4 protein-coding genes and 1 pseudogene are annotated in these 13,732 nt (G+C 51.2%); all 5 read left to right on the forward strand.

The genetic code is table 11. The annotated features are described in order from the left end of the window. Nucleotides 1–9 precede the first annotated feature (9 nt). The 5 genes and pseudogenes from comS (at nucleotide 10) to JNUCC22_RS01815 (ending at nucleotide 13,715) form a co-directional block, all read left to right on the forward strand. Entirely contained in the window at nucleotides 10–174 is a 165-nt protein-coding gene (gene comS / locus JNUCC22_RS19440; RefSeq protein WP_012116773.1) for a competence protein ComS, read from the forward strand. Then, nucleotides 120–7,661 (forward strand): annotated as a pseudogene (gene srfAB / locus JNUCC22_RS19445) (surfactin non-ribosomal peptide synthetase SrfAB); the annotation flags it as partial. The gene comS and the pseudogene srfAB, both read left to right, overlap by 55 nt. 34 nt (nucleotides 7,662–7,695) lie before the next feature. After that, complete coding sequence (gene srfAC, locus JNUCC22_RS01805) at nucleotides 7,696–11,532, forward strand: surfactin non-ribosomal peptide synthetase SrfAC (protein ID WP_216062076.1); 3,837 nt, start codon at nucleotides 7,696–7,698, stop codon at nucleotides 11,530–11,532. Between the two features lie 19 nt (nucleotides 11,533–11,551). Next, nucleotides 11,552–12,283 carry a surfactin biosynthesis thioesterase SrfAD gene (gene srfAD, locus JNUCC22_RS01810; protein WP_012116775.1) on the forward strand — a complete coding sequence of 244 codons (732 nt, stop codon included), beginning with the start codon at nucleotides 11,552–11,554 and terminating at the stop codon, nucleotides 12,281–12,283. Between the two features lie 121 nt (nucleotides 12,284–12,404). Continuing rightward, a complete protein-coding gene (locus tag JNUCC22_RS01815) occupies nucleotides 12,405–13,715 on the forward strand; it encodes an aminotransferase class I/II-fold pyridoxal phosphate-dependent enzyme (RefSeq protein ID WP_216062077.1) in 1,311 nt (436 codons plus the stop codon). The last annotated feature ends 17 nt before the right edge of the window (nucleotides 13,716–13,732 follow it).

Genomic DNA, 13,732 nt, shown 5'->3' on the forward strand with positions numbered 1-13,732 from the left:
ATTTGCAGCATGAGAGCGAGGAGGAGCAGCAGTTTGAACCGATCCGACAAGCGCCTTATCAGAAGCATTATCCTGTTTCCTCAGCACAGCGCAGGATGTATATCCTTAATCAGCTCGGACAGGCCAGCACGAGCTACAACGTCCCTGCTGTACTTTTGCTGGAAGGGTCAGTAGACAAAAAGCGTCTTGAGGAGGCCATGCAGGCATTAATCAACCGTCATGAGACACTGCGTACGTCATTTGACATGGCAGAGGGAGAAGTCGTGCAGACCATTCACAAAAACGTGTCGTTTGAGCTTGAAACCGCCGAGGGCCGGGAAGAAGATGCAGAAGAGCTGACAAAAGCCTTTATCAGGCCGTTTGCGCTCAACCGCGCGCCGCTTGTCCGTTCGAAGCTGATCCGGCTTGAAGAAGACCGGCATCTTCTGCTGATTGACATGCACCACATTATTACGGACGGAAGCTCAATGGGCATTTTCATCGGTGATCTTGCGAAGCTTTATCAAGGCACGGAGCTTGCGCTGCCAAAGATTCATTATAAGGATTTTTCAGTCTGGCAGCGTGAAAAAGCAAATCTCGACCAGCACGAAGCCTACTGGCTTGATACGTTCAAAGGCGATCTGCCGGTGTTGGATCTGCCGCTTGATTTCCCGCGTCCTGCCGAGCGCAGTTTTGAAGGGGAACGCGTCATCTTCGGGCTTGATAAACAGGTGACGGCGCAGATTAAGAAGCTGCTGGCTGATACGGATACGACGATGTATATGTTCTTGTTAGCCGCTTTTCAAGTGCTGCTGTCCAAATATTCGGGGCAGGAAGACATCATAGTCGGGTCTCCGGCGGCCGGAAGACAGCATCCTGATCTCCAAGACGTGCCGGGCATGTTTGTCAACACAGTTGCGCTTCGGTCGCATCCTGCCGGCAAAAAAACGTTCAAACAATTTCTGGATGAGGTGAAAACGGCGAGCCTTCAAGCTTTTGAGCATCAAAGCTATCCGCTTGAAGAATTAATTGAAAAACTGCCGTTAACGAGGGACACAAGCCGGAGTCCGCTGTTCAGCGTGTTATTTAATATGCAGAACATGGAGATCCCGGCCCTGCGGCTCGGAGATTTGGAGATTTCTTCATACTCCATGCATCATCATGTCGCTAAATTTGATCTTTCCTTAGAAGCGGCTGAGCGCGGAGAAGAGGTCGGATTGAGCTTTGATTACGCGAAAGCCTTATTTGCGGACGAAACCATCCGCAGCTGGAGCGCTCATTTTGTCAATCTGATTAAAGCCTGCGCTGAAAATCCGGATATTCAGCTGGCCGACGCAAGCCTGCTGTCCGCTCCTGAACGGGAAGCGCTCCTTTCTGATGAAAAACGTACGGAAGCGGATCTGCCTGAGGGCACTTTTGTTTCGCTGTTTGAACGGCAAGCGCAAAAAACGCCTGATCTCACGGCGGTTGCGGGCGGAATAAGTCTGACATATCGTGAGCTTGATGAACGCTCGAACCGGTTTGCCCGCCACCTTCAGGCTTGCGGAACGGGCAGTGAGGACATTGTGGCCATTATGATGGATCGTTCGGCCGACTTGATTACCGCGATTCTCGGCGTCATGAAAGCCGGAGCGGCATTTCTCCCGATTGATCCGGAGACTCCTGAAGAGAGAATCCGCTACTCTCTTGAAGACAGCGGAACGAAGCTTCTGGTCGTCAATGAAAGAAACATGACCGCGGCCGCCGTTTATAAAGGAAAAACGGTCGTAATGGAAGACGGAGAATGGCAGAACGAAAGCGCCGACCGGCTTGAAACGGAGCCCGGCGCCGACCAGCTTGCATATATCATTTATACCTCGGGAACAACGGGCAAACCGAAAGGCGTCCAGCTGGAGCACCGCAATCTAATCAATTATGTCACATGGTTCAGCCGTGAAGCCGGTTTGACCGAAGCTGACAAATCCGTGCTGCTGTCTTCTTACGCATTTGATCTCGGCTATACGGCTATATTCCCGATTCTTCAGGCGGGCGGCGAGCTGCACATTGTGCCGAAAGAGACGTACACCGCGCCTGATCAGCTTGGTGAGTATATACAGAAAAACGGCATTACGTATATGAAACTGACGCCGTCATTGTTCCATATGATCGTCAATACAGCCCGTTTTACATCAGAACGCCGTTTCAGCCCGCTTCGTTTAGTGGTGCTCGGCGGAGAAAAGATCATCACGTCCGATGTCCGCAAGTTTCATGACGTATACGCCCATACCGACTTCATCAATCACTACGGGCCGACGGAAACGACGATCGGCGCCATTGCCGGACGGATCAATATGGAGCGCCTTGATCAATATGAACAGCGTCCCGTCATCGGCCGCCCGATCGCGAATACCGGCGCGCTTGTATTGGACGGAGCAATGCAGCTCGTTCCTCCGGGCGCAAGCGGCGAGCTTTATATTACCGGGAAGGGGCTTGCCAGAGGATATCTTCACCGTCCGCAGCTGACGGCGGAGACATTTCTCTCAAATCCTTTTTCACCGGACAGCCTGATGTACAAAACGGGAGATGTCGTCCGCAGGCTTCCTGACGGGACGATTGAATTTATCGGCCGTGCGGATGATCAGGTGAAAATCCGGGGCTACCGCATTGAATTAAAAGAGGTTGAAACTGTGCTGTTAAGCGTAAACGGCATTCAGGAGGCGGTCGTTCTCGCAGTCAGCGAAGGCGGGCTGCCGGAACTGTGCGCGTATTATAAAGCCGACAGCGAGCTGAAAGGCTCTGAGCTTCGCAAACGGCTTTCCGAAACACTGCCGTCTCATATGCTTCCGGCTTATTTCATGCAAGTAGACCGCATTCCGCTCACAGCCAACGGAAAAACCGATAAAAACGCCCTTCCGAAACCGGGCGTCAGCCAAACGGCGCAAACAGTTTCAGCCTTGCCGGAAACGGAATTGGAGGAAAAGCTGTGCCGCATTTGGAAACAGACACTCGGTACGGATACGCTCGGCATCGACGATAATTTCTTCGATTACGGCGGGCACTCTTTAAAAGGCATGATGCTCCTCGCCAATATTCAGGCTGAACTGGACAAAACGGTTCCGTTAAAAGCGCTGTTCGAACAGCCGACTGTCCGCCTGCTTGCCGCATATATCGAAAAATCAGCGGTATCTGAGGGATATCGGATGATCTCACCGGCCGACAGTGCAGACGCGTACCCGTTATCATCCGCCCAAAAACGGATGTACGTCCTGAACCAGCTTGACCGGGAGACAATCAGTTATAATATGCCGTCCGTTCTTCTGATGGAAGGAGAAGTCAATATTTCAAGACTTCAGGAAGCGCTCAATCAGATGATCAATCGCCACGAGTCTTTGCGGACGTCCTTTATCGATCAAAACGGCCGCCCGATGCAGCAGATCGCAGAACAGGCTGACATCGACCTGCACATCTTTGAAGCAGCAGACGAGGAGAAAGCGGATCTTATCATTCAGGCATTCATTAAGCCGTTCGATCTGAGTGCGGCTCCGCTCATTCGGGCCGCTCTTGTCAGACTGAATGAAAAGAAACACCTGCTGCTGCTGGATATGCATCATATTATTGCCGACGGCGTGTCCAGAAGCATGCTGGTCAAAGAGCTCGCTCATCTTTACAAAGGCGGAAGCCTGCCGTCGCCGAACCTGCACTATAAAGACTTCGCCGTCTGGCAGAATGAACCCGAGCAGGCCGAACGGATGAAAGACCATGAGCGTTATTGGCTCTCCGCATTTTCCGGCGAGCTTCCTGAATTGAATCTGCCGACCGATTTCCCTCGTCCGCCGGTTCAAAGTTTTAAAGGACAATCCGTCCGTTTCAGAGCGGGGCGTGAAACGGAAAAAGCGGTGCGTGAATTAATGGAATCATCGGGAGCGACTCTTCATATGGTGCTTCACGCCGCGTTCCATGTCTTTTTGAGCAAAATCACGGGGCAGCGCGATATCATTATCGGTTCGGTGACCGCCGGAAGAACGAGCGCCGAAGTTCAGGAAATGCCAGGGATGTTTGTCAATACGCTTGCGCTTCGCAATGAAACGCAAAAAGAGCAGACCTTTGCCGAGTTGCTCGAACGGGTGAAACAAACCAATCTCGACGCGCTGGCGCATCAGGATTATCCGTTTGAAGATCTGATCGGAAAGCTTGACCTGCCGAGAGATATGAGCCGTAACCCATTGTTCCAGGTGATGGTGACGACAGAAGATCCGGATAAAGAAACACTGGAACTGGAGAACCTGCGCATCACTCCGTATGAGTCGAACCAAGGCACGGCGAAATTCGATCTGACACTCGGCGGCTTTACGGATCAAGAAGGCCTCGGCCTTCAGTTTGAATATGCGACTGATCTGTTTAAAAAAGAAACAATTGAAAAGTGGAGCGCCGGGTTCTTGCGGATTCTGAAGCAAGCGGCAGAAAGTCCGGACAGAAAGCTGCCTGAGATTTCACTGATCAGCGATGCTGAAAAACAAGCCCTCCTTGACGCATGGAAAGGAAAAACAATTTCTGTGCCGCGGGACAAAACGGTTCACCGTCTCTTTGAGGAAACGGCCGCCCGCCACGAGAACCGGCCGGCCGCGGCATACAACGGCGCGAAATGGACGTACGGCGAGCTGAACGCAAGGGCGAATCGCATCGCGCGTATTCTCATGGACTGCGGCGTCACGGCTGACGAACGTGTCGGCATTTTGACGAAACCGTCCTTGGAAATGGCCGCGGGCGTACTAGGCGTCTTGAAAGCGGGCGCGGCATTTGTGCCGATTGACCCCGAATACCCGGAAGAGCGGATCAGCTACATTCTGCAGGACAGCGGCGCCAAGCTTCTTCTCACACAGGAAGCGCTCGACGTGCCGGAAAGCTACAACGGAGAAACGATTCTGCTTGACGGCCGCCGCTCCATTCTGAGCCTGCCGCTTGATGAAAACGATGAAGCGAACCCGCAGACGGAAACAACGGCGGATCATCTCGCTTATATGATTTACACGTCAGGAACGACCGGGCAGCCGAAGGGCGTCATGGTCGAACACCATGCGCTGGTGAACCTGTGCTTCTGGCATCACGACGCATTCGCCATGACGGCGGATGATAAAAGCGCCAAATACGCGGGCTTCGGTTTTGACGCCTCCATCTGGGAAATGTTCCCGACATGGACCATCGGCGCGGAGCTTCACGTCATTGACGAAGCGATCCGGCTGGATATCACCCGCTTAAATCACTATTTCGAGGAGAACGGCGTGACCATCACCTTCCTGCCGACACAGCTGGCCGAACAATTTATGGAGTTGGAAAATACCTCTCTCCGCATGCTTCTCGTCGGCGGCGACAAGCTGAAGCGGGCGGTGAAACAGCCGTACATGATCGTCAACAACTACGGCCCGACGGAAAACACCGTCGTCGCGACAAGCGGCGTCATCAATCCGGAGGAAGAATCGCTTTCGATCGGACGGGCGATTGCCAATACGAGAGTTTATATTCTCGGCGACGGCGATCAGGTGCAGCCGGAAGGCATTGCCGGTGAATTGTGTGTGGCCGGCCGCGGTCTGGCGCGCGGATACCTGAACCGTGAGGAAGAAACGGCGAAGCGGTTTACCGCAGATCCGTTCGTGCCCGGCGAGCGCATGTACCGGACCGGCGACCTCGTCAAGTGGAACGCACAGTGCGGCATCGAATACATCGGGCGTATTGACCAGCAGGTCAAAGTGCGGGGCTACCGGATCGAGCTTTCAGAAATCGAAGTCCGCCTCGCCCAGCTTGCGGACATTCATGACGCAGCGGTGACGGCGGTGGAAGACAAAGCGGGCAATACCGCGCTTTGCGCCTATGTCGCGCCTCAGCAGGACGATATTGAAGCGCTCAAATCCGCGCTGAAAGACACGCTGCCTGACTACATGGTGCCGGCGTTCTGGGTGGAGATGGACGAGCTTCCGGTCACCGCAAACGGAAAGATTGACAAAAAAGCCCTGCCGGCGCCTGACATTGAAGCGGGAAGCGCCGTATATAAAGCGCCGGAAACGGAGATGGAGACGCTGCTTTCAGACATTTGGCAGGAAGTGCTCGGTCTTGACCAGATCGGCGTAAGCGACAATTTCTTCACGCTCGGCGGCGACTCGATCAAAGGCATCCAAATGGCGAGCCGTCTGAACCAGCACGGCTACAAATTGGAGATGAAAGATCTCTTCCAGCATCCGACCATCGAAGAGCTCGTCTCCTATGTGGAGCGGACGGAAGGCAAGCAGGCCGACCAGGGACCTGTCGAAGGCGAAGCGGAGTTAACGCCGATTCAGCGCTGGTTCTTTGAACGAAACTTTACCGACAAACACCACTGGAACCAATCCGTCATGCTTCACGCGAAAGACGGCTTTGATCCGGACCTGGTGGAAAAAACCCTGCAAGCATTGATTGAACACCATGATGCGCTCCGCATGGTTTACTGTGAAGAAAGGGAAGGCATCATTCAGACATACCTCCCTGTCACAGAATGCAAGGCAAGCTTTGAAATCGTTGATCTGTACGGAACTGACGAGGATATGCTGAAAAGCCAGATTCAGCGGCTTGCCGATCATCTTCAGGGAAGTCTGGATCTGGAGAACGGCCCGCTGTTAAAAGCGGAGCAATACCGGACAGAACAAGGCGATCATCTGTTAATCGCGATTCACCATCTCGTCGTGGACGGGGTTTCATGGAGAATTCTGCTTGAGGATTTCGCTTCAGGTTATAAACAGGCGCAGCAGCAAAACAGCATCGTCCTCCCGCAGAAAACCCACTCCTTTAAAGATTGGGCGGAGGCGCTGAACACGTTTGCGCAATCAGAAGAGCTGAAAAAGCAGGCGGCTTATTGGGCGCAGGCAGATGCGGAAGAACTTCAGCCGCTGCCGAAAGACCATGATCCGAACAAACGGCTCGTCAAACATACGGCGGCCGTGAAATGTGAATTGACTGAGGAAGAAACGGCACAGCTGCTCACAGATGTTCATCATCCGTACGGAACGGAAATCAACGACATTCTGCTCAGCGCGCTCGGCTTAACGATCGGTGAATGGACGGAAAACGGCAAAGTCGGCATCAACTTAGAAGGACACGGCCGGGAAGAAATCATACCGAATGTCAATATTTCACGGACGGTCGGCTGGTTTACGGCCCAATATCCGTTGATTCTGCAGATCAGCAAGGAAGACGGCGTCTCTTCCGTCATTAAAACGGTAAAAGAGACGGTGCGGCGCGTTCCAGATAAAGGTGTAGGATACGGGATTCTCCGGTATCTGTCATCCGATGAAACAGAAAAAGGCGCCGCGCCTGAAATCAGTTTTAACTACTTGGGGCAGTTTGACAATGAAGTGAAAACGGAATGGTTTGAGCCGTCTCCATATGATATGGGACGTCAAGTCAGCGAAGAGTCAGAGGCGTTATACGCACTGAGCTTCAGCGGGATGGTTACAGGCGGCCGCTTCGTCATTTCCTGCTCATACAATCAGGAAGAATATGAAAGAAGCACCGTCGAAACACAGATGCAGCGGTTTAAAGACAATCTCTTAATGATCATCCGCCATTGCACGGCCAAAGAGGAGAAAGAATTTACGCCGAGCGATTTCAGCGCGCAGGATCTTGAGATGGATGAAATGGGAGACATCTTTGACATGCTTGAGGAGAATTTAACGTGACAAAAACAGATCATAGAAGGGGGGAGCGGAGCAGATGAGCCAATTCAGCAAAGATCAGGTTCAGGACATGTATTATTTGTCGCCGATGCAGGAGGGAATGCTGTTTCATACTCTCCTGAATCCCGGCCAAAGTTTTTACATCGAACAAATGACAATGAAAGTAAAAGGCAGCTTGAATATCAAAAGCCTTGAAGAAAGCATGAATGTGATCATGGACCGGTACGATGTATTTCGTACCGTGTTCATTCACGAAAAAGTAAAAAGGCCGGTCCAAGTCGTATTGAAAAAAAGGCAGTTTCAGATAAAAGAAATCGATCTGACACATGTAACGGACAGCGAGCAAACAGCCAAAATCAATGAATACAAAGAACAGGATAAGATCAAGGGCTTTGATTTGACGCGGGATATTCCGATGCGGGCAGCCATTTTTAAAAAATCGGAAGAAAGCTTTGAATGGGTGTGGAGCTACCACCACATCATTTTGGACGGCTGGTGCTTCGGCATCGTCGTGCAGGATCTGTTTAAGGTATACAATGCCCTGCGTGAACAAAAGCCGTACAGCCTGCCGCCGGTCAAACCGTATAAAGACTATATCAAGTGGCTTGAAAAGCAGGATAAACAAGCATCACTGCATTACTGGCGCGGGTACTTAGAAGATTTTGAAGGACAAACGACATTTGCGGAGCAAAAAAAGAAACAAAAGGACGGCTATGAGCCGAAAGAGCTGCTCTTCTCACTGCCGGAGGCGGAAACAAAAGCATTTACCGAGCTTGCAAAATCGCAGCATACCACTTTGAGTACGGCGCTTCAGGCGGTTTGGAGTGTATTAATCAGCCGCTACCAGCAGTCCGGCGATTTGATCTTCGGCACAGTCGTTTCCGGGCGTCCCGCAGAAATCAAAGGCGTTGAACATATGGTCGGGCTGTTTATCAATGCTGTCCCGAGGCGGGTGAGGCTGTCTGAGGATACTACATTTAACGGCTTGCTCAAGCAGCTGCAGGAACAATCGCTGCAGTCTGAGCCGCATCAATATGTGCCGCTCTATGACATCCAAAGCCAGGCCGATCAGCCAAAGCTGATTGACCACATCATTGTGTTTGAAAATTATCCGCTTCAGGATGCAAAAAATGAAGAAAACAGTGAAAACGGCTTTGATATGGAGGACGTCCATGTTTTTGAGAAATCGAATTATGATCTCAACCTGATGGCTTCTCCAGGTGATGAGATGCTGATTAAGCTTGCCTATAACGGGAATGTGTTTGATGAGGCGTTTATCCTGCGCTTAAAATCTCAGCTTCTCACAGCGATTCAGCAGCTCATCCAGAAGCCGGATCAGCCTGTCAATACGATCAGACTTGTTGATGAAAAGGAAAGAGAGCTTCTGCTTACCGGCTTAAACCCGCCGGCTCAGACTCATCAGGCGAAGCCTCTGACAGATTGGTTCAAGGAAGCGGTGAATGTAAATCCAGATGCACCGGCGCTTACGTATTCCGGCCAGACTCTTTCCTATCGTGAATTAGATGAGGAAGCGAACCGTCTTGCGCGCCGTTTGCAAAAGCAAGGTGCGGGTAAGGACACTGTTGTCGCGTTGTACACGAAGCGCTCGCTTGAGCTGGTGATCGGCATTCTCGGCGTATTAAAAGCGGGAGCGGCTTATCTGCCGGTTGATCCGAAGCTGCCGGAGGACCGAATCTCGTACATGCTGGCTGACAGTGCGGCAGCCTGTCTGCTGACACATCAGGAGATGAAAGAAAAAGCGGCTCAGCTGCCGTATACAGGAACAACACTCATCATCGATGATCAAGCACGGTTTGAGGAACAGGCAAGCGATCCTGCAGCCGCAATTGATCCCGATGATCCGGCGTATATTATGTATACGTCCGGCACAACCGGAAAGCCGAAGGGCAATATCACCACTCATGCCAATATTCAAGGATTGGTCAAGCATGTAGACTACATGGCATTTTCTGAAAAAGATACGTTCTTATCTGTTTCCAATTACGCCTTTGACGCATTTACCTTTGATTTCTACGCATCAATACTGAATGCGGCACGGCTCATTATCGCAGATGAACATACACTGCTTGATACAGAACGGCTCACTGATCTGATCCGGCAGGAGAATGTCAATGTCATGTTTGCGACAACCGCACTTTTTAATCTTCTCACCGATGCGGGAGAGGAGTGGCTGAAGGGGCTTCGCTGTGTGTTATTCGGGGGGGAGCGCGCGTCAGTGCCTCACGTCAGAAAGGCGCTTGAGATCATGGGGCCCGGCAAGCTGATTAATTGCTACGGGCCGACTGAGGGAACGGTGTTTGCGACAGCTCACGTCGTGCATGATATACCGGATTCCCTTTCCTCATTGCCGATCGGAAAGCCGATCAGCAATGCCAGTGTTTATATTCTTAACGGGCAAAATCAGCTTCAGCCGTTTGGAGCTGTCGGTGAACTGTGCATCAGCGGAATGGGTGTATCAAAAGGGTATCTGAACCGTCATGACCTGACGAAGCAAACGTTTATCCCAAATCCGTTCAAGCCGGGAGAAATGCTTTACCGCACAGGGGATTTAGCACGCTGGCTGCCGGATGGAACAATTGAATACGCCGGGCGTATTGACGATCAGGTCAAAATACGCGGACACCGGATTGAGCTTGAAGAAATCGAAAAGCAGCTGCAGGAATACCCGGGTGTGAAAGATGCGGTCGTTGTTGCAGACCGCCATGAGTCTGGAGATGCATCAATCAACGCCTACCTCGTGAACCGGACGCCGCTTTCAGCTGAAGACGTAAAGAGGCACCTGAAAAAACAGCTTCCTGCTTACATGGTGCCGCAAACCTTTACTTTCTTAGAGGAGCTTCCTTTAACGACAAACGGGAAGGTCAATAAACGGCAGCTGCCGAAACCGGATCAGGCTCAGGCGGCGAAAGAATGGATCGGGCCTCGAAACGCGACGGAAGAAACGATTGCACACATCTGGTCCGACATCCTCGGCAGACAGCAGATCGGGATTCATGATGATTTCTTCGCGCTCGGAGGCCATTCCTTAAAAGCGATGACGGCAGCGTCGCGCATTAAAAAAGAGCTCGGTACGGACATTCCGGTGCAGCTGTTATTCGAAGCGACGACAATCGCAGACATTGCCGGTTATCTGCTTCACGGTGAAGAAAAAGGAATGAAAGATCTCACCATCATGAATAAAAATCAGTCTGACACACTGTTTGCGTTCCCGCCGGTTCTCGGTTACGGGCTGATGTACCAGCCGCTGGCAAAACAGCTGTCCGGCTATAAAATCTGTGCGTTTGATTTTATTGAGGAAGACAACCGCATCGAACGCTACACAGAGCTGATCAATCAGCTCCAGCCGGAAGGACCGGTCAAGCTGTTCGGATACTCGGCAGGCTGCACGCTCGCCTTTGAAACGGCCAAACGCCTTGAAGCAGGGGGCCGTAAAGTGGAGCGGCTGATCATGGTTGATTCCTATAAAAAACAAGGCGTCAGCGACTTGGAAGGCCGCACCGTAGAAAGTGATGTCCAGGCGCTGATGAAGGTAAACCGGGACAATGAAGCGCTGAATGACGAAGCTGTCAAAGAAGGTCTCGCCAAAAAAACATACGCGTTTTATTCTTATTTTGTGCATACCGTCAGCACCGGCACGGTCAATGCGGATATAGATCTTTTAACGTCAGAACCGGACTTTGCGATGCCGCCGTGGCTCGCTTCGTGGGAGGAAGCCACGACAGGTGAATACCGTGTGAAAAAAGGCTGCGGCACGCACGCAGAAATGCTTCAGGGAGAATGTCTCGAAAGGAATGCGGCATATTTGCTCGAATTCCTAAAGAAGGAACATCTGAAGCTGACAACTTCACGATAGAAAAGGAGGAAGCCCGCCAATGGTCCAGCTCTTTAAATCGTTCGATACCACAGAAAAAACGCAGCTCATCTGTTTTCCGTTCGCAGGAGGCTATTCCGCATCATTCCGCCCGCTCCACACCTACCTTCAAGGTGAGTGTGAGATGCTTGCCGCGGAACCGCCGGGACACGGAACAAATCAAATGTCCGCCGTTGAGGATTTTGAACAGCTTGTCAGTTTATACAAGCAGGAGTTGAATCTCCATCCCGACCGCCCGTTTGTGCTGTTCGGCCACAGTATGGGAGGCATGGTCGCTTTCAGGCTGGCGCAAAAGCTGGAGCGGGAGGGCATTTACCCGCAGGCCGTGATCATCTCAGCCATTCAGCCGCCGCATGTGGAAAGGAAAAAAGTGTCTCATCTTGATGATGAAAAATTTCTCGCCCATATTATCGAGCTTGGCGGAATGCCGCAGGAGTTAGTGGAGAATAAGGAGGTCATGTCATTTTTCCTGCCTTCTTTCAGATCCGACTACCGCGCGCTTGAAAGCTTCCGTCCGTCTGATTCTCACATCATTCAATCACCCGTCCATATATTTAACGGGCGGAAAGATAAAAAATGTATCAAAGATGCGGACGGATGGAAAAAATGGGCCGACAATCCCGTATTTCATGAGTTTTCGGACGGCCACATGTTCATATTAAGTGAAACTGAAAAAGTGGCGGAACGAATCTATGAGATTATTAACAGGAGCACTGCAGGCCAATTGTTATAGGATATGACAGACAGCATTCGCTGTCTGTTTTTTGTAACAAAATCTGCCCGCGAGTTTTCTCATTTATCAAAAATTTTATGTTATGATTTGATGGAATATAATTTTGAAGGGATTGTCGTACATGAATGATGCAGCAAAAGAGCTGAACAGAACATTATCTGAAGAAAACCCGCACGTGCTTCATATGCTTTCTGATTTGGGCAGAGAGTTGTTTTATCCGAAAGGGGTGCTGACACAATCGGCGGAAGCGAAAGCCAAGGCCGGAAAGTATAATGCCACGATCGGGATTGCCACCTCACAGGGCGAGTCCATGCACTTTTCCCATATTCAAGAGACACTGTCCGCCTATAACCCCGATGATATCTACGATTATGCTCCGCCGCAGGGAAAAGAGCCGCTCAGACAGGAATGGCTGAAAAAAATGCGTCTCGAAAATCCTTCATTAGCCGGCAAAGACATCAGCACGCCGATCGTGACAAACGCTTTAACACACGGGCTGAGCATCGCCGCCGACTTGTTCGTCAATGAAGGGGATACGCTGCTTCTGCCTGATAAATATTGGGGAAATTACAATTTCATTTTCGGTGTCCGGCGCATGGCATCCATTGAGACGTACCCGCTTTTTCAGCAGGATGGGCGTTTTAATGCGGCGGGGCTGTCCGAGCTGCTGAAAAAGCAGGAAGAAAAGGCGATTGTCGTGCTGAATTTCCCGAATAATCCGACAGGCTATACGCCGGGGGAAGAGGAAGCGGCAGAAATCGTCAGCGTGATTCTGGAGGCGGCGGAGGCCGGTAAAGAGATTGTCGTGCTCGTAGACGATGCGTATTATAATCTGTTTTACGATGAAACGGCCATTCAGGAATCCATCTTCAGCAAACTCGCCCAAGTGCACGACCGGGTGCTTTGCGTGAAAATAGACGGCGCGACGAAGGAAAATTACGCGTGGGGCTTCCGCGTCGGTTTTATTACGTACAGCACAAAAAGCGAAAAAGCGCTGCGCGTGCTCGAGGAAAAAACAAAAGGGATTATCAGGGGAACGATTTCAAGCGCCCCGCACCCGTCCCAAACGTTTATGCTGCGGGCGATGCAGTCACCGGAATACGAGAAAGAAAAATCGCTGAAATATAACATCATGAAAAAACGGGCTGACAAAGTGAAAGCCGTTCTTGCAGAAAACAAGCACTATGATGACGTATGGACGCCTTACCCGTTTAACTCTGGTTATTTCATGTGTGTCCGGCTGAAAGACATAAACGCCGGCGAATTGAGAGTGTCGTTGCTTGAAAAGAGAGGAATCGGGACGATATCCATTAATGAAACCGATTTGCGAATCGCATTTTCATGTGTTGAAGAGGAACACATCGCGGATCTGTTCGAAGAAATTTATCAAGAAGCAAAGCAGCTGCAGAAACAGGCGGAAATATCAGGCTGACAAAAAAGGAGGGGGAC

It is taken from the genome of Bacillus sp. JNUCC-22 (assembly GCF_018861275.1).
GTDB lineage: Bacteria > Bacillota > Bacilli > Bacillales > Bacillaceae > Bacillus > Bacillus velezensis.